General features: G+C 70.4%; 20 protein-coding genes and 1 pseudogene. 15 read left to right on the top strand and 6 right to left on the bottom strand.

From position 1 onward, the window contains the following. Nucleotides 1-152 precede the first annotated feature (152 nt). The 8 genes and pseudogenes from ACYVLT_RS34655 to ACYVLT_RS34620 all read left to right on the top strand — a co-directional run. Nucleotides 153-697: pseudogene (locus tag ACYVLT_RS34655) on the top strand (IS5 family transposase); the annotation flags it as partial. A gap of 185 nt (nt 698-882) precedes the next feature. Beyond that, complete coding sequence (locus ACYVLT_RS34650) at nt 883-1,821, top strand: site-specific integrase (RefSeq protein ID WP_461124388.1); 939 nt, start codon at nt 883-885, stop codon at nt 1,819-1,821. Continuing rightward, a complete protein-coding gene (locus ACYVLT_RS34645) occupies nt 1,818-2,165 on the top strand; it encodes a helix-turn-helix domain-containing protein (RefSeq protein WP_461124387.1) in 348 nt (115 codons plus the stop codon). The genes ACYVLT_RS34650 and ACYVLT_RS34645 overlap by 4 nt, the downstream gene beginning before the upstream one ends. 173 nt (nt 2,166-2,338) lie before the next feature. Then, nucleotides 2,339-3,238: a hypothetical protein gene (locus ACYVLT_RS34640; RefSeq protein WP_461124386.1), complete on the top strand. Its 900-nt coding sequence runs from the start codon at nt 2,339-2,341 to the stop codon at nt 3,236-3,238. Between the two features lie 14 nt (nt 3,239-3,252). Next, a complete protein-coding gene (locus ACYVLT_RS34635) occupies nt 3,253-3,678 on the top strand; it encodes a site-specific integrase (protein ID WP_461124385.1) in 426 nt (141 codons plus the stop codon). A gap of 239 nt (nt 3,679-3,917) precedes the next feature. Then, nucleotides 3,918-4,229: a hypothetical protein gene (locus tag ACYVLT_RS34630; RefSeq protein ID WP_461124384.1), complete on the top strand. Its 312-nt coding sequence runs from the start codon at nt 3,918-3,920 to the stop codon at nt 4,227-4,229. Nucleotides 4,230-4,659: 430 nt separating this feature from the next. Beyond that, on the top strand, nt 4,660-4,893 hold the full coding sequence (locus ACYVLT_RS34625) for a hypothetical protein (protein WP_461124383.1): 234 nt from the start codon (nt 4,660-4,662) through the stop codon (nt 4,891-4,893). A 3-nt stretch (nt 4,894-4,896) separates the two neighbouring features. Continuing rightward, the gene (locus ACYVLT_RS34620; protein ID WP_461124382.1) at nt 4,897-5,307 is read left to right on the top strand and encodes a hypothetical protein; all 411 of its coding nucleotides are present in this window, start codon (nt 4,897-4,899) and stop codon (nt 5,305-5,307) included. 55 nt (nt 5,308-5,362) lie between these two features. Here ACYVLT_RS34620 and ACYVLT_RS34615 read toward each other — a convergent pair whose 3' ends face one another. Continuing rightward, entirely contained in the window at nt 5,363-6,433 is a 1,071-nt protein-coding gene (locus ACYVLT_RS34615) for a transposase family protein (RefSeq protein WP_461124381.1), read from the bottom strand. A 201-nt stretch (nt 6,434-6,634) separates the two neighbouring features. Here ACYVLT_RS34615 and ACYVLT_RS34610 point away from each other — a divergent pair, with 201 nt between their 5' ends. The 6 genes from ACYVLT_RS34610 (at nt 6,635) to ACYVLT_RS34585 (ending at nt 13,264) form a co-directional block, all read left to right on the top strand. Then, a complete protein-coding gene (locus ACYVLT_RS34610) occupies nt 6,635-7,768 on the top strand; it encodes a VOC family protein (protein WP_461124380.1) in 1,134 nt (377 codons plus the stop codon). Nucleotides 7,769-7,808: 40 nt separating this feature from the next. Beyond that, complete coding sequence (locus ACYVLT_RS34605) at nt 7,809-8,750, top strand: fumarylacetoacetate hydrolase family protein (RefSeq protein ID WP_461124379.1); 942 nt, start codon at nt 7,809-7,811, stop codon at nt 8,748-8,750. Continuing rightward, entirely contained in the window at nt 8,747-10,648 is a 1,902-nt protein-coding gene (locus tag ACYVLT_RS34600; RefSeq protein ID WP_461124378.1) for an acyl-CoA synthetase, read from the top strand. The genes ACYVLT_RS34605 and ACYVLT_RS34600 overlap by 4 nt, the downstream gene beginning before the upstream one ends. Beyond that, nucleotides 10,645-10,995: a DoxX family protein gene (locus tag ACYVLT_RS34595; protein ID WP_461124377.1), complete on the top strand. Its 351-nt coding sequence runs from the start codon at nt 10,645-10,647 to the stop codon at nt 10,993-10,995. The genes ACYVLT_RS34600 and ACYVLT_RS34595 overlap by 4 nt, the downstream gene beginning before the upstream one ends. After that, entirely contained in the window at nt 10,992-12,509 is a 1,518-nt protein-coding gene (mhpA, locus tag ACYVLT_RS34590; RefSeq protein WP_461124376.1) for a bifunctional 3-(3-hydroxy-phenyl)propionate/3-hydroxycinnamic acid hydroxylase MhpA, read from the top strand. Before ACYVLT_RS34595 ends, mhpA begins: the two co-directional genes overlap by 4 nt. Before the next feature lie 101 nt (nt 12,510-12,610). Then, the gene (locus tag ACYVLT_RS34585) at nt 12,611-13,264 is read left to right on the top strand and encodes a TetR/AcrR family transcriptional regulator (RefSeq protein WP_461124375.1); all 654 of its coding nucleotides are present in this window, start codon (nt 12,611-12,613) and stop codon (nt 13,262-13,264) included. Between the two features lie 45 nt (nt 13,265-13,309). On the opposite strand, the gene ACYVLT_RS34580 is transcribed toward ACYVLT_RS34585, so the two are convergent. The 5 genes from ACYVLT_RS34580 to ACYVLT_RS34560 form a co-directional block, all read right to left on the bottom strand. Then, on the bottom strand, nt 13,310-14,404 hold the full coding sequence (locus ACYVLT_RS34580; RefSeq protein WP_461124374.1) for a catalase family protein: 1,095 nt from the start codon (nt 14,402-14,404) through the stop codon (nt 13,310-13,312). A 15-nt stretch (nt 14,405-14,419) separates the two neighbouring features. After that, entirely contained in the window at nt 14,420-15,745 is a 1,326-nt protein-coding gene (locus ACYVLT_RS34575; RefSeq protein ID WP_461124373.1) for a Dyp-type peroxidase, read from the bottom strand. A gap of 5 nt (nt 15,746-15,750) precedes the next feature. Further along, entirely contained in the window at nt 15,751-16,359 is a 609-nt protein-coding gene (locus tag ACYVLT_RS34570; RefSeq protein WP_461124372.1) for a hypothetical protein, read from the bottom strand. A gap of 273 nt (nt 16,360-16,632) precedes the next feature. After that, nucleotides 16,633-16,755, bottom strand: coding sequence for a hypothetical protein (locus tag ACYVLT_RS34565; RefSeq protein ID WP_461124401.1), 123 nt, complete (start codon nt 16,753-16,755; stop codon nt 16,633-16,635). A gap of 57 nt (nt 16,756-16,812) precedes the next feature. Next, a complete protein-coding gene (locus ACYVLT_RS34560) occupies nt 16,813-17,049 on the bottom strand; it encodes an RICIN domain-containing protein (protein WP_461124371.1) in 237 nt (78 codons plus the stop codon). A gap of 34 nt (nt 17,050-17,083) precedes the next feature. Here ACYVLT_RS34560 and ACYVLT_RS34555 point away from each other — a divergent pair. Then, nucleotides 17,084-17,528 (top strand): hypothetical protein (locus tag ACYVLT_RS34555; RefSeq protein ID WP_461124370.1); only part of this gene is annotated, 445 nt, incomplete at its 3' end.

Below are 17,528 nucleotides of genomic sequence, written 5' to 3'. Positions count from 1 at the left end.
CCGAACACCCTCAACAAAAGCGCAGGTCAACGGCGCCTAACGAAGTCCTACTAGTGTCCTTCGCCGGAAATCTCCCTACAAAATCGGGCGAGTGACTCCAAGATCTCTTCGGCGGTCATGGTCCACCGTCGGAACGGCGCGGGCAGCCGCACCTGCTCGCCGAACTGCGGGCGGCCGGTCTGCTGGACCTGTCCGCGGCGCTGGTCGACTCCACCCACCTGCGCGCTCTCAAAGGGGGGACCACACGGGGCCGAGCCCGGTCGACCGACGCAAGCCCGGCTCCAAGCACCACCTGATCACCGACGCCACCGGCATCCCGCTCGCCGTCACGCTCACCGGCGGCAACCGCAACGACGTCACCCAACTGATCCCGCTCATCGACGCCACCCCACCGATCCGCGGCGTGGTCGGCAAACCACGACGTCGACCTCGCCGGCTCTACGCCGACCGAGGCTACGACCACGACAAGTACCGCCGCCTGGTCCGCACCCGCGGCATCACACCACTCATCGCCCGACGCGGCGTCGACCACGGCTCCGGCCCGGGCAAGGTCCGCTGGCCGGTCGAACGCACCTTCGCCTGGATCAAAGGCTTCCGACGACTCCGCGTCCGCACCGAACGACGAGCCGACGTCCACCAGGCCATCCTCAGCCTCGCCTGCTCGATCATCTGCCTCCGCAAACTCATTCTGAACTGATCACTAAGTCCGTCGCCGCTGGAGGACACCGGGCTCGCGGATGTGATGACGTTGCAGCGCCGGGCGGCCGCCGTCGCGGATGCCGAAGACGAGAAGGCGCTGTTCCAGGACACGCTCGCGGAGTACGGGTGGGCGCGCGACGTTGCCGGCATGACACCGCAGAGCTTGCGCATGTGTTGTCGGCCGTGGCCGAGGTGTGCAGGTTCTACGACGTCGTGCCGTGGCGGTTGAGCTCGCACCTGCTCGACGAGTACTTCGCCGGGCCGGGCAAGCGGTCTCACGCCACGGTGCGCAAGAAGATCACCCACATCGACGGCTACTTCGCGTTCCTGGAGCAGCGCTACCGCGGGGAGATCGCCCGGCGCTTCGGAATCCGGGTGGAGTCGCCGGTCGACCCGTTCAACCGGCCTCGGCACCGCGGCGACTTCACCTTGCGGATCCCGCCGTCGGCCAAGGCAATGCGGGAGTTCTTCCGGGACTGGCGCGCGGCGTTGCCGCGTGCGCGGAAGTACCCGGTCGCGGTGCGCGACTACGTGATGGCCAAGATCGCCTACATCGCCGGTGTGCGCGCCGCCGAGCTGTGCGGGATGCGGATTCCGGACGTGCACTGGGAATTAGGCCAGTGGGGTCGCTTCGTGGTGACAGGCAAGGGCGCGCGAGGCTCCGGTCCGCGCGAGCGCCTGGCCTACCTGTTCGCCGAGGGCCGCGAGCTGTTGTGGTGGTACGTCGAGGAGATCCGCGGGGAGTTCAGCGACGATCCGACGCACCCGTTGGCGCCGATGTGGCCCTCGGAGCGCCTGCCTACCGGCGTGGCAGCGCTGAACCTCGCGGTCGCACCCGCGCTGACGCCGGGCGCGTTCCGGCGCGCGGTGAAGGAAGCCTCGCTGCTGTACCTGCCAGGGCCGGTGACCGTGCTGCACCCGCACCTGTTGCGGCACGCCTGCGCGACGCACAACTACCAGGCGGGGATGCCGTTGTGGGACGTGCAGCAGCTGCTCGGGCACGACTGGGCCAGCACGACCGTCGGGTACCTGGCCACGGCCCGCGGCGACCCGGAGAAGACGATGTTGGAGTCGACCCACCGCGCCGTGCGGCGCCTGCGCTTGGAGGCATCAGCGTCGTGAAGTGGAACCTGCGGATGGTCGCCGCCCAGCGCGACATCTGGCGGCCGACGCAGTTGCTGGACGCGCTGAGCGAGGTCGGGTTCACGCCATCGTTGAGCAAGGTCGCCGCGCTGTGGTCGGGCACGCCGGTGACGGTACGCCTAGACGACCTCGACAAAATCTGCACCGTGCTCGACTGCACGGTCGGAGACCTGCTGCAGCCCGAGGCGGTCGCCGCAGCGGCGCAGCCGCAGGACGTCCAGCAGGCCGTCGGCGGACAGCAGGGCGGCTCTCGGCCTACAGCCCGCACGCCGATACCGCGCAGTAGCAGCGGCCGAGCGCGCCGGCCGCTGCCGCCGAACTGACCGCCGTGAAGGCCGAGGCCGGGCGTAGTCGTCCTGAGTGCTTTGCCTGGCACAGCGGGAGAACGCCGATTTGCACGGCGTGCGTGGCATGGCGATATCGAGCCTCGAGTGGGACGTGCGCAGGGTGCGTCCGCCATCTACGGATTCGGGCTGGGCGGTGCCGGTGGTGCCACGTGCAGCGGCGGCACGACTTCGGGGAACGCGGGCTGACCGGCCAACTGTGGCTCGACGACCTGCCTTTGCCCACCCGTGCGGCATCCGAATCCAACGAAGTTCCCCTCGGCGTCGACACGCAGGCACCGAAGGCGCAGCTACTCCTGCCTTTCGGCGCGCTCGCGCGAGACTGGACGCGGATACGTTTGAACGCGCTTCCCCGGCTGCGTGAGCTCGCTCCGCGGCTGGACGAGGATCTGCGGGTCAAGGCCGTTGACCAGCTTTGGTCGCGAGACGCGCACAGGTCGGCGAAGAAACTGCTGGCGGTGGTGGTCGTGCATGGCACGCTGGCGCAGCCGTTCACGATGACCGAGCTCAACATGCTGTGCCAGCGGATCATTCGGCCGCAGATCGGCGTGCACCGGGTAGCTGACCTGTTGGTGCAGAACGGAATGCTGGTCATCGAGCAGACGGCGTGCCGTGACGAGCGCTGGATTCGGCGGCACCTGGAGGCGCTGCCGGACAACGTCCGCGACGACGCCGAGGCCTGGGTTCGAGCGCTGCGCGGGCAGGGGAAACGCCCGTCGCCGCCGGTGGCGTGGGTGGCCGTGCGGGGTTACCGGCACTTCGCCGAGCCGGCCCTGCTCTCGTGGGCGGCGGACTATGAGAACCTGCGCGAGGTCCAGCGCCATGACATCCAGGCCGCGATCGCCGCGCACCAGGGCCGCTCGCCGCACAACGTGCACTCGGCGTTGCGATCATTGTTTCGTGGCCTCAAGCGAGAGCGCCAGGGGTTCCACGATCCCGCGCGCGGTGTTCCCGGCCGCTTCACCCACGACCTGCCACGTTCGCTGCCCGCCGAGCGTCTGCGCGGCTCGACCGGTGCGAGGACCCGCGCCACCGACTGGTCGTCGCGCTAGTCGCGGTGCACGCGTTGTCCGTCGAGGAGCTTCTGCAGCTGCGCCTGACCGACTACGACCCGGCCCGCACCACCCTCGCCGTCCGGCGCGGCGCCCGCGTCTTCACCGTGATGCTCGACCCGGTGGTCCTCGACGCGCTCGTGACGTGGCTGCGTATGCGCGTCTCACGCTGGCCCCGCACCAGTAATCCGCACCTGCTCATCACCGACTTCACCGCGATCACCCACGCGCCCATCAGTCGCTACGGGCTCACTGCCGCGTTCCGGCTGCTCGGGATCACCGCCCGGCAGTTGCGCGTCGACCGGATCCTCGACGAGGCGGCGCACGCGGCCGACCCAGTCCAGCTCATGCGCGTCTTCGGGCTTGGCGTCGGTGCCTCCGTGCGGTACGTCCGCGCCGCACATCCCGAGAAGTTCCGTCGCGATCCCACGAGCCCGTGAGCACCGTCCACGCCGGAATCGCAACGGCGACTCCTTGAAGACCGTGGGTCAGCGAGAGTGAAGGTTCCTCATGGGGAACCCGAGGGTCTGTCACCGCCAGGAAGAGGGCTCGTGCCGTGGGTTCGTACTGTCCGAGTGACCAGCTCAGATCGATATGGTCGACGTTGACGCCAAGAACGATCGCCAATATTGTCGCTTGACAAGCCTCTCACCGGCGGCGTCACGTTACGGCGCTCCAGATGACTGATACCCCCGAGGCGGACAGCCTCCGCCAGGCCAACTTGCGTTATCTGCTCAATCAATGGGACCCGATCGGAGTCGCCGACCTCGTCGATGACGAGTACGACTGCCTGCTCGCCCCTCTCTGGAACAAGCTCACCCATGGCGCCACTCGCGTATCGCTGTCGGAGTTCCTCTGGTTCGAGGTCCAAGATCATTTCGGTCTCGATCCTGAACGATGCGGCACCGATGCGTTCGCCGTACGGTTGCTCGCGTTGGCGGCCACCTGGACGAATCCGGATCTACCAGGCAGCGCCCGTGTTGAAGGATGACGAACACGGGGAGCGATATGGGGTTGCGGACGATGGCAACGTTCTTCTTGGCCGTGGCGAACAACGAGCGCAGGGGCTCCATGGACGCCCGCCCGCGCAGCCTTCAATACCGCGAACCCGCTGCCGTAAGTGCACAGGTCACCGCACCCGACGTGTGGGTTCGCCAGCCTGTCCCGCGAGATTCCGCGAACCCGCGCACTTCCGTCCCACTTGAACTCCACCGCGAGGCCGATGGCGTCGGCCGGGGGTTCGCCGAGGACGGCGAGCATGGGCGCGACGCGCGGTAGCGCGTCGATCGCCCGTACAGGGTTGGCCACACCGCCACCTCCCGTGCACGCCCGCCTGGCGCAGTCATCGTCGGATGGAATGGCGGTGATCGCGACACGGCGGTGCTGGTCGGGCCTGGACGGTGCGCGCTACGGTTGGAGGCATGTCCCAGCCGGAACAGCCCGACTCCGAGGCGTCGACACCGCCCTCCGCGTCGGCGGGTGGGAAGCGGGCGGAGTTCGCGCGGCGTCTGGCGGCGCGGCAGTCGCATTCCCGGCAGGTGGCGCGGTTGGCGATGCTGGAGGAACACCTGGGCGGCCCGCCGAGGCCCGAGGTGGTCGAGCCGGTGCGGCGGTTGCTCTACGGCGACGCCCCGGCACCGCGCGCGGCCGGCTGAGGCGTGCCCGATCCGATCCGCGGCTGGGTGCTCGACGCCCCGGTCATCGCAGGCTTCGCCCGCCGCGACGAGCGCGCCGAGGCCGCGGTCTGGCTGGCGGTGCACCACGACGACACGCTGCTGCTGCCCTCGCTGGCCCTGTCCCTCGCGTTGGGCGACCCGGAGCTGGACGGACGAGAGGCGCAGGACGCGTTGGCGGTGCTGATGGCGTTGGCGGTGGTGGACGATGTCGACACCGCCCGCGCCTACGGCATCGCCGACGTGCGTGCCCGCGCCGATCAGCCCGGTGAGCCGGCCACCGACCCGGGGCTGTTGGCAGTGGCGCACGTGGTGTCGGTCGCCGCCGACGCCGATTCCCGATCGTCCCCGACGGCACGGCCCGCATCCACGCGCTGGACCCGCGTCGCGAGGTGAAGCTGCTCTGGAGCCTGTGAGGTGTTAAAAGTCGGCCGCGTGGCCTGACCTGCGGTTAGGCAGCTACGGGTTCGTACTCGTTGATCAGGCCGCCGAGGACTGGTCGACGGCGTATTGAGGTGTGGTCCGGCTCTGCGATCGGCCGGTCCGGTCGTGGTGGTGCGAGCTGTGGGGCTTGGTGTGGTCGGCGGTGGTTTGTAGTGGGTCGCGTAGCGGTCGAGTACCGACCGCAGTTGGTGTTCGTTGATGATGAGCAGGCGGTCGGTGGCTTCGCGTCGGGCGGTTCCGATGAACCGCTCGGCGTGGGCGTTGGCTCGCGGACACCGTGGTGGGATCTTGACGACCTGGATGCCTGCGTCGGAGAAGACTGCGTCGAACGAGGTGGTGAATTGGCCGGCCCGGTCGCGGATGAGGAATCGGAGGTCGTTGCCCGGTCGCCGAGGTCCATGAGTAGGTTGCGTACTTGTTGCGTGGTCCACGGGCCGTTCGGGTTCGTGGTGGTGTCGAGGATGTGGACGTAGCGGGTGGCGACCTCCATCACGAAGAAGACGTAGACGCGTTTGAGGGTGATGGCGCAGTCGACGTGGAAGAAGTCGCAGGCCAGCAGGCTCGCGGTCTGGGCGCGCAGGAACCGCCGCCAGGAGGTGTTGGTGTCGCGCTGGGGCGCGGGCGGTACCCGCAGGCGCCTGAGCACGCGGCGAACCGTTGCGGCGGCTACCCGGTGGCCGAGCTTGAGCAGCTCGCCCTGGATCCGGCGGTAGCCCCACCCGGCGTTCTCCCGGGCGATCCGCGCGATCAACGCCACAACCGTGTCGTCGATCGGAGGTCGGCCGGTGCGGCTGGGGTACGTCCACGTCTTCGCGACCAGACGCCGGTGCCATCGCAGGAGCGTCCTCGATGTCACCAACCGGTGTTGTCGTAACCAGTCGGGTAGGTGTCGGACCGACGCGGCGAGCACCGCGCGATCGGCCCAGTCCAACCGCGGGCGAGGGTTGGTCCGGCGCAGCACGGCGACTTCGTGCCGTAGCACCAGCAGCTCCACGTCTTTGGCCGCCGATGACCGACCGAGCAGAACCAGCCAACCGCCGAGCCGGACGAAGATCAGGTACAGCAGTCGTAGCACCACGCCTCACGATCATGCTCCTACAGCTCGTGGTGCGCGATCACCGCAGCTCAGCGCCTCAATGCAGAGTTCTGAAACCCCACAGCCGTAGAGGGCCGGACCTCGCGACGACCGCTCCGTCAACGCTGAGGATTTCATCAGAACTTCTTGACTGATGACCTCACCGTAACTGATTATGTCATCAGTGACTGGAAGGAGCGGCCCGTGATCGACCACCAAGACCCGCACGCCGGCCTGCACAGCGAGTACGGCGCGCTCACCGGGGAGCACCCCGGGCGGGCCGCGAACCCGGTGATCAAGGTGCACGACCTGGCCTGGCTGGAGTTCGCCAAGCCGGACCTGGAGCGCGCGGAGGTGTTCGCGGCGGCGTTCGGGTTCACCACGTCGCTGCGCACGGAGCACGAGCTGCACCTGCGCGGAACCGACCCCGGCGCGCCGTGCGTGATCATCCGCAAGGGGCCGCGGTCGACGTTCCTCGGTCCGGCGTTCCGGGCGGCCGACCCTCGTGACGTCCTGCGGTTGGCCGAGGCCGCCGGGCAGCGGGTCGACCGGCTGCCGGAGGCCCTGGGCGGGATCACCGTCGAGCTGGCCGACCCCAGCGGCCTGCGCGTCCGGGTCGTCTCCGACACCGACGACCTGCCCGCGCTGCCGCCGCAGGCGCCGCACACGCTCAACTTCGGCCACGAGGCCAGGCGCACCAACGCCACCCAGCGCCCGCCGCGGGAACCCGCGCGCGTGCAGCGGCTCGGGCACGTCGTGCTCCAGACGACGAAGTACCGTCGGGTGCTGGACTGGTACCTGGAGCACCTCGGCCTGATCGTCAGCGACTTCCTCCACCACCCCGGGCAGCGCGAACGCGGCCCGGTGATGAGCTTCATCCGCTGCGATCGCGGCGCCACCCCGACCGACCACCACACCCTGGCGCTGACCCTCGGCCCGGCGAACCGGTACGTGCACTCGGCCTACCAGGTCGCCGACCTGGATGCCCTGGCCGCGGGCGGGGAGTACCTGCGCGACCACGGATACGACCGGTCGTGGGGCATCGGCCGGCACATCCAGGGCAGCCAGATCTTCGACTACTGGCGCGACCCGGACGGCTTCCTGGTCGAGCACTTCAGCGACGGCGACCTGTTCGACTGCACAGTCGAGCCCGGCTGGGCCGCGATGACCGCCTCCGGCCTGGCCCAGTGGGGCCCGCCCGCCAGCGCCGACTTCCTGGGCGTCAAGCCCGGCAGGGAGTCGCTGCGCGAACTGCGCGCCACGTTCTCCGCCCTGCGCGAGGACAACGAGTTCGACCTCGGCCGCCTGCTCGGCCTGCTCAGGGTCGCCCGCTCGTGAGCACCGTCCACACCCCGTCCGCCCATTCCCAGGAGAACCGTTGAGCACCTCGATCCTGCGCACCGCCGACGCCTGGTACGTCGCCACCGCCGGCGGGGCCGTCAAGATCGCCACCAGCGCCACGACCACCGGCGAGCTGCTCGCCGACCGGCAGGCGATCTCGGCCGCGGCCGCGAGCGCGAGCACCGATCGCGTCGAGGACCTCGCGCTGGTCTCGCCGGTCACCACACCGTGCCGCGTGGTCGCCCAGATGACGAACTTCGCCTCCCACGTCACGGACGCCGGGCTGGACCCGAAGGCCGTGCCGCTGACGTTCTTCCGCAAGACGTCCGGGTCGATCAGCGGCCCGGTGGACGACATCGTCAAGCCGGCGCACGTGAGGCTGCTCGACTACGAGGTGGAGATCGGCCTGGTCATCGGCCGCGCGATGCCGGTCGGCACCGAGATCACCGCGGACGGCCTGCACGAGTACGTGGCCGGCCTGGTGGTGACCAACGACGTGTCCGCCCGCGACATCCAGTTGCCCCAGACCCAGTTCTACGAGGCCAAGTCCTACCCGGGCTTCACCCCGGTCGGGCCTGCGCTCGTGCTGCTGGACACCGACGAGCTCAAGCGGTTCACCGACCTGCGGCTGACGCTGTCGGTCAATGGCGGAACCCGGCAGGACGCGATCGTCGGCGACGACATCATCCACCGCCCGCTCGATGCGCTGCGGGCGCTCACCCGGTTCCAGCGGCTGGACGCGGGCGACCTGGTCCTGACCGGTACCCCGGCGGGCACCGCGCTGTCCGCGCCGCCCAAGGCCGTGGAGAAGATCGCCGCACTACTGCCGGCGGCGACGAAGTGGAAGTTGTTCTTCAAGGGGCAGGCGAAGAACGCGAAGTACCTGGCCGACGGTGACGTCGTCGAAGCCCGAGTCGCCACCGACGACGGCGCGATCGACCTCGGCACCCAGCGCACGACGGTGAGGTACGCGCGATGACCCGACACCTGATGACCGGACACCTGATGACCGAAGACCTGCTGTGGCCGCGCTACGCCGGATCGGCCGACCTGACCGCGATCGAGGCGGTGCCGCTCGCCGACCGCGGTCTGCCCGAGTCGACCTACGCGCTGCTGGCGCGCGCGGCCGGGCGATGGCCACGGCGCACGGCCATCAGCGTGCTGCCCGAGGCCGCCCGTCCGCGCGATCCCGTCGACCGCACCTTCGCCGACGTGCTGTCCGACGTCCACCGCTACGCGAACCTGTTGCGCGGGCTGGGGGTCGCGCGCCGTGACGCGGTGGCGCTGATGTCGCCCAACTGCGCCGATCTGATCCCCGCGACCCTGGCCGCGCAGCTCGCGGGAATCGCCGCGCCGCTCAACGGCAACCTGTCCCGCGATCACCTCACCGAACTGCTCCGCCTGTCCGGCGCCCGCGTCCTGATCTCCGCCGGACCGGAACTGGCGCCGGACACGTGGGCGAACGCCCTGGCGCTGGCGGGCGAACTCGACGCGATACTCGTGCTGCGCCCGACGGGCGCGACCGGTGCCCCGGCCCCGCTGCCCGACATCGACGGCGTGCGCGTGGGCTACCTCGGCGACCTCGCCGCCGAGTCGGATCCGGACGTTTTCGCCGGTGAGCCGCCGCTGTCCGCGGACCTGGCCGCGTTGTTCCACACCGGCGGCACCACCGGCGCGCCGAAGTTGGCCGCGCACACGCACGCCAACGAGGTCGCCGACGCCTGGATGATCGCCGTCGACTCGCTGTTCGACGCCGACTCGGTGGTCTTCGGCGGCCTGCCGCTGTTCCACGTGAACGCGCTGGTGGTGACCCTGCTCGCGCCGCTGTTCAAGGGGCAGCGGACGGTGTGGGCGGGCCCGCTCGGCTACCGCGAACCCGCCCTGTACGGGCAGTTCTGGAAGATCGTCGAGCACTACCGGATCGCCGCGATGAGCGCCGTGCCGACCGTGTACACGGTGCTGGCGCAGTGCCCCGTCGACGCCGACATCAGCAGCCTGCGCTTCGCCATGGTCGGCGCCTCGCCGCTGCCCGCCGCGGTGCGGGAGGGCTTCCAGTCCCACACCGGCGTCACGCTGGTCGAGGGCTACGGGCTCACCGAGGCCACCTGCGCCAGCGCGCGCAGCTTCCCCGACTCCCCACGACCGGGCGCACTCGGGCAGCGCCTGCCGTACCAGCGGGTGAAGGTCGTCGAGCCCGGCACCCGGGAGGAACTGCCGCCCGGTCGGACCGGTGTGCTGGCCATCAGCGGCCCGACCGTGTTCCCCGGCTACGTCGTCGCCCGTGACGACCGCGGGCACGTCCTGAACGGGCTCGGCAAGCTGGTCGACGGCTGGCTGGACACCGGCGACCTGGCCCGCGTGGACGCCGACGGGTTCGTAACCCTGGCAGGCCGCGCCAAGGACCTCATCATCCGCGGCGGCCACAACATCGACCCCGCCGTCATCGAGGACGCCCTGCTGGCGCACCCCTCGGTGACGGCCGCCTGCGCGGTCGGCAGCCCGGACGAACACGCCGGCGAGGTCCCGGTCGCGTACGTCACCCTCGCCCCCGGGGTGACCGCGACCGAGGAGGACCTGCTGGCCTGGGCTGCCGACCGCGTGCCCGAGCGGGCCGCCGCGCCGAAGTCCGTCACGGTGCTCGACGCGCTGCCCGTCACCGCCGTGGGCAAGCCCTACAAGCTCCCGCTGCGCGCCGACGCCACCCGTCAGGCGATCGGCGCGGCCCTCGCCGGGCTCGGCACCGTGGAGGTCGACGCGGTGGTCGAGGACGGGTCCATCGTCGCGACGGTCGCCGTGCCGTCCGGCGTGGACGAGTCGGCGGTGCGCGCCCTGCTCGGCCGCTTCGCCATCACCGCACGGGTGGAGGCACGACCGTGACCGTCTTGACGGTGTTGTCCGTCCTGGTGGCGGCCCTCTTCCTCGCGCTCGGCACGGCCAAGCTGCTGGCGCTCGCGCCCATGCGCAAGCTCGCCGAGCACGCCGGCTTCTCGGTCGCGGCCTACCGGGGCATCGGCGCCCTGGAACTGGCGGCCGCCATCGGGCTCCTGCTCGGACTGGCCGTGCCGGTCCTCGGTGCCTTGGCGGGCGCCGGGCTGCTGCTCCTGCTCGCGGGCGCGTTGATCACGCACGTCCGCAACCGCGACGGTGTCCGCGAACTCGTCCCGGCCCTGGGCTGCGCGGCCCTCGTCGCGGGCTACCTCGCGGCACTCGGGACGTCCTCGTGACGGCCGTGCCCGTGGTGATCGTCGGCGCGGGCCCCACCGGGCTGACCGCCGCCGCGCTGCTCGCCCGGTACGGCGTCGAGTGCCTGGTGCTGGAGCGGTGGGAGTCGGTCTACCCCCAGCCCCGCGCGGTGCACCTGGACGACGAGGTCTACCGCATCCTCGGCCGGCTCGGACTGGCCGAGGAGTTCGCCGCCATCTCCTGGCACTGCCACGGGCTGCGACTGCTCGACCCCGGCATGCGGGTGTTGGCCGAGTTCCGGCGCGCACCGGGCGACGGCCGCCACGGCTACCCGCGGGCGAACATGTTCGACCAACCCGACCTGGAACGGCTGCTGCGGACCGCCCTGGCCGCGGCCCCCGGGGTCACCCTGCGCGGCAACACCGAGGTCACCGGCGTCACGCAGCTCGGGACCGGACCGGTGCTGGTCGACGTGACCGACCGCGTCACCGGCGAGCGCGAGACGATCCGCGCGGACTACGTACTGGGCTGCGACGGCGCCAACAGCCTCACCAGGGCCTCGATCGGCGCCACGATGACCGACCTCCGGTTCGACCAGCGCTGGCTCGTGGTCGACATCGCCACCACGGCCGACCTGGAGGAGTGGGAGGGCGTGCACCAGGTCTGCGACCCCGACCGCGCCGCGACCTACATGCGCATCGGCAAGACGCGGTACCGCTGGGAGTTCCAACTGCTGCCCGGGGAGCACGGCGAGGACTTCTACGACCGCGACCGGCTGGACCCGCTGATCGCACCCTGGACCAAGGACATCCCGGCCCACGAACTCGAGATCGTCCGCGTCGCCGCGTACACCTTCCGCGCCCAGGTCGCGGATCGCTGGCGCGACCGGGCGGTGTTCCTGCTCGGCGACGCCGCCCACCTCACCCCGCCGTTCATCGGGCAGGGCATGGGAGCCGGGCTGCGCGACGCGCTCAACCTCGCCTGGAAACTCGCCGGTGTCCTCGACCGGACCCTGCCCCCGAGCGCGCTCGACACCTACGAGCCGGAACGCGCACCGCACGCCCGTGCCATGATCCGGACGGCGGTGCTGATCGGCAAGGCCATGACCGAGGGCGGCCGGTTCGGAAACCTGATCCGCCGGGTGGTCGCACCGCGCCTGGCCGTCGTCCCCACCCTCGCCGGACACGTCCTCGACAGCGAGACACCCGCGCTGCGCCGGTCGAACCTCATCGCGCGGCCCCGCCTGCGGCGTTCCCTGGCGGGCCGGCTGTGCCCCAACGCCGTCCTCGACGACGGAACCCGCTTCGACGACGTGGTCGCCGGCCGCTTCGCCGTCGTCACCACGACCCCTCCGTCGGACACCGAACGAACGGCCATCCAGAAGCGCGGCGCGGTCCTCGTCACCGCAGTGCCCTCCAGCGAGCTCCACCGCTGGCTCCTCGACGGCCGCGCCGGCGCCGCCATCGTCCGCCCGGACGGCACGGTGCTGAACACGGACAGCGACCTCTCGCGACTGTGCGAGGCCCTGCCCCTGCGGACTCCCATCCACCAGTGAGCACCCGTACGCGTGAACTCTGGTGACACGGATCCTGTAACCAGCGTGTGAGCTTCAGCATTGACCGTTTCATCACTGTTGTGATGCAGTACCTTGGAGGTATGGCAGCACCTCGATCCGGCAGCGCCGAGCCCGCCACCCGCATGGCCCGGCGCAAGGCCCTCACGCGGCAGAAGCTGATCGACGCGGCGCGGGGGTTCCTGGTGAGCGACACGCACTCCACGGCGAGCATCCAGGACATCACCAACGCCGCCGATGTCGGCTTCGGCTCGTTCTACAACCACTTCTCCAGCAAGGCGGAACTCTTCGAGGCCGCCGTGGCGGAGGTGCTGGAGGAGCTCGGGCAGCTGCTGGACGAGCTGAGCAGCACCGTCGAGGATCCCGCGACGGCGTTCGCCCAGTCGGTGCGGTTGACCGTCCGACTGGCCGTGGCTCGGCCGGAGACGGCGCAGGTGCTCGTGCGGCACGGCTTGGCCTACATCGACGCCGACGCAGGGCTGGCTCCGCGCGCCCTGCGGGACATCGAGGCCGGGGTCGCGTCCGGCCGTTTCCGGGTCGGGGAACCGCGGTTGGCGCTGGCGACGACGGCGGGCGCGCTGCTGGCCGTGTTGCACGTGTCGTTGGCGAACCCCGACCGCGTCACCGACACGATGTGCGACGAGGCGGCCGAGCAGTTGCTGCGCATGCTCGGCGTCCCGCTGGAGGAGGCGCACGAGATCGCGACGGCACCCCTGCCGACCATCGACCCGGTCTGACCGCTTCGGCCACGCCCTGAGGCGTGGCCGAAGCGGGGCACCGCGTCAGGTGGGCAGTTCGGTGATGGTCGCCGGCTCGTGCTGCTCGACGCCGTTGTAGCCGTGGCGGAAACCGCTCGACTGTGCGTACGCCCGGCGGCGGGAGCGCATGATCGAGCCGAGCGGGCGGTGGGCTTCCAGGGCGTGCCACGGGTTGAACGACAGGACGTCGTCGGCGTAGCGGCGGCGGGCGTCGCCGTAGGCGTCCTGGGCGGGCAGGTGGATCGTCGCCACGACCTCGTGCGGCGAGAGTTCTTCCGGCCAGGGCACGGACGCGTCCTCGACCGGCATCCGGTCGACGTCGACGCACAGCTGCGCCCTCAGGTCGTACTCGGCGTCGTTGCGGCTGAAGAAGTCCACGACCAGGTCGCGCAGCGCGGACTCGCCGGCCTTCTTGTCGATCGCCGTACCGGTGAGCGCACGGACGTTGGCCGAGCGGGGGGCCGCGGACAGCTTGGCGACGTGATCGCCGTACCGGAGCGCGGCCATGGAGTGGAACGTCTCGCCCAGGATGTGGTGGTTGGCGGCAGCCAGTGTCTCGACGCTCGGCGGGATCGGCCGGCGGATGCCTTTCAGCACGCGGGCGGCCGTGCGTGCGGCCAGACCCGCGGCCTGGAGCTGCGCGTCGCTCTGGCCGGGCTGCTTCTCCAGGATCTTCTGCAGGTCGGCATAGGCGCCGATGGTGCCGAACGGCAGCGTCGGGTGGTTGACCAGCAGGAAGTCCTGCGTGGAGAACCCGTCGTCGACCGCGCGGGCACCGGACACCCCGAGGACCTTGATCGCGAAACCGCGTTGGACCGGGACCTGGTCGGAGCGCAGGTCGCCGGGCGCGGTGGAGAACCGGACGATCACCGGGTAGGTGCGCGGTTCGGCGAACAGGCCCTGCGCGAGGTGCTGCGGCAGGTTCGACCGCACCGTCAGCTCACCGGCCAGGACGCCGTGGCTCTTGGCGTGGGCGTCGCGCAGCCCGTGCCGGTGTTTGGCCGCGACCTGCTCGTTGGCGTGCTGCATCGCGGCCACGACCTGACGAGTCAGCTCCTCCTCGTTCGGGAAGGGCTGCTCCAGGTCCGGGCGGTAGCGGACGTACGGGGTTGTCGACATCGGTGGTCTCCGGGTTCAGCTGCTGAGCCAGCGGATGGCGGAGAGGCTCGGCATGAAGAAGTACTCGCCGCCCCGCAGGGTGTTGAAGCTCTGGATGCCGTGCACGCGGCGCGGAGGTGTGCCGGGCACGGTGAAGTAGGCGGTCTTGTCCTGCAACGAGATGAGCGGGTCCTTCTCCTTGCCGAGGCCGACGAAGTTGCCGGAGTTGACCCACTCGCTCTGCAGGAACTCGACGTTGTCGATCGCGCGCGCCCCGAGTGCGATGAAGTCCAGCCCACGATCCCGGCCGTCGTCGGTGAGGGCGGTCGTCGGTTCGCCGAACGAGGTGCTGCGCCGGATGATCCGGCGGATGTTGACGTCGCTGAGGACTTCGAGCTTGGTGTCGCGCGGGTTCATCCGGCGGATGTGGGAACCCAGCGGTGTTTTCAGCCCGCGCGGGTCGTCGGCGTAGTCGAAGTCGTTGATCCGGCGGGGGTTCTCGCCCAGCGCCCGCTCGTCGCGGGTCGGCGAGAGCGCGAGTGGCGCGCCGCTGCGCCAGCGCCCCACCAGCTTGGCCGCGAGCAGCTCCCGTTCCTGCTCGGTGCGCCCGTTGTCCCGCAACCACCGGTTGAACGCGGCGACGTGGGAGTGGTACTTGCGGAACACCACGTAGGTCCCGTTGCGCCCCAACACGTCGGGTGCCGGCATGGGTAGCGGGTGGCCCGTCTCGCTCGGGTGTCCCAACACGAACTCGCCGGCTTTGATCGGCCGTCCGTCACCCGGTAGCGGCTCGGCTCCGCTGCCCTCGACCACCGGCTGGGAGAACCCGTCGCGATAGCCGAACACGTTGAACCCGTTCGCCCCGAAGTCCTGACGCGCCAGCAGGTTCACCCCGGCCAGCCCGCGCAACCGCTGCTCGTAGGCGGCGACCTCGGCCCGCCAGTCGGTCTGGTTCGCGGCGTAGACGGTGACGGCGAGGTGGACGGCGGGGTCGCCGAAGGGGGCTTCCCAGTGCTTCGGCGCGTTGGGACCGGTGTCGCGCAACCGCTCGGCACGGCCGGCCATGCCGGCGCGGAAGTTGGCCGGGAAGGAGTCGAGCGACTCCTGCGGCACCCCGAGCGCCACCAGCCCGCGGTAGCTGATCGCCAGCGCCAGCCAGGACGGACGGGGCTCGTCCCAGCGGGCCGCCGAGGTGACCTGTGGGGACAAGCGCCGCAGCAACTCCTTGCCGGCCGCACGGTCGGTGATCTCGATGATCGCGTGCGTGCCGAAGTAGGGCTCCGGCCGGGCGCGCAGCACCGTCGCCTGGATGTCGTCCAGGTCGAGCGTCGGGCGCCTCCTCAGACGCCGGAACAGGTCCATGGCCGTCAGTTCAGGTTGCCGAGGAAGTCCTGCACCGCGGCGTCGAGCCGCTTGAGGCGGTTGACCTCCGTGACGGTGACGTTCGGGTGTGACACGAACCACGCCTCCGCCGGGACCTGGTACCGGACGATGAAGTCCTTCACGTCCGGCGACGTGATGCCGGGCCAGCCTTCGACGTTGCCGAACAGGTAGTCCATGAAGTCCGGGATCTTGGTGGCGAAGTCGTCGATGTAGGGGTCCCACTCACCGTCGTACGCCGTCGCGAACAGCAGCTTCGTGTCGTTGTCGAGGAACACGAACCGCATGTTGTGCAGGGTGCCGACCTGACCGGCGCCCGCCAGGCTCCCGTCCACCAGCCGGAAGAACTTCCGCAACCGCTCCGCACCGTTCGGCTTCAACGGCAGGATGACCGTCAACTCCGACACCTCACCGCTCTTGGCGCCGACCCGACCCGCGGTCGTCACGGCGTGCTCGGCGACCTCCTGCTTGTCCGCCAGGAACTCCGCGATCCGCACCTTCAGGGCGATTTTCGCGTCCTCCAACGCGGTGTCGACCTTCTCGCGCACCGCGACAGGCAACTTCTCGAACTTCGTCTGCAGCTCCTGCGACGTCATCACGCACCTCCTCAACCGGGCCGGGCCAATCCCGGACCGACGGTCTCATCATAACTGATGGTGTCATCAGCTATGGTGTTCCGCAAGGTGGGCTCCGTCGCAGGAAGTGAAGCCCAAGCCGATTCTGATCGCAGTGCGTGACTGCCGCACCCCGGAACCGCGGAGGTTGGGGTCCAGGGGTGCGGGTGTGGTTTGCCAGGGCGGTCGACCCGGTCTCGACCAGGCCGTCGCCACATCAGAGGTGGCGACGGCCTGGTCGAGGTTGTCGGGGTGTCACACCGCGTTGACGGTCCAGTGGTTGTTCGGGCTGGAGTTGGGGACCCACATGGCACAGGTGGCGCCCACGGTCGCGTCGCCCATGCCGTCCAGCGCGGTGCCGGTGCCGCGGTTGACGATCTGGTAGCGGCCGTTGCCGACGCCGGCGAGCCGCCACTGCTGGTTGTTGCCGCCGTTTCACGGCGCCTGTCGGACGGGTGCCCCGTTGGTGGCGTCGCCCCAGCTGTCGGCGACCATGCCGCTCGTGCGGTTGACGATGCGGACGAAGCCACCGCCCGCGTCCACCAGCTGCCACTGGAGGTTCGTGCTGCCGTCCCAGTTCCACTGCTTGACGTTCTGTTCGCCATGCCCCGCAACAAGACCTACTACCGGCACCCCGAACCCACTCCCGCCCGGCTGCGGCTTGACAACCACATAGGGACACCCCCGCGAGCGGGGGGGTGTCCCTATGTGGGACGTCGACCAGATCCCGGTGTGGCGGTCTTCCCCGCGCGAGCGGGGGTGGTCCCGTGATCGCCGCGCTGGTGCCGGCCTGCACGATGTCTTCCCCGCACTCCACGGTCGTGGTCTTGCCGGCCCGTTGGGATCCCAGGATGCCGAGGATCTCGCCCTGCTCGACGGCGAAACCGACCCCGTCCACCGCGGTGTGGTCGCCGTAGCGCTTGACGAGGCCGTCTACCCGATGATCGCCATGGGAAGACCATGCCGTCCGACCACGATCCGCCGGATCGACCGCGCGGTCCGGGCTGTCGCCGGACGTGGCGGATCCACCATCCACCGATCGGTGGATGCCCGGGTCGTCACGGTGGTCGGACGTCCCGCCGAGCGGCCACCGGTGGTGACGCTGCACCCCGTGGGCGACGTGGTCGCGACCGGGCACGAGCGGGCCTACG

Source organism: Saccharothrix stipae, assembly GCF_054781895.1.
The sequence above is the reverse complement of the archived record's forward strand: the minus strand, read 5'-3'. Positions and strand labels throughout refer to the sequence as shown.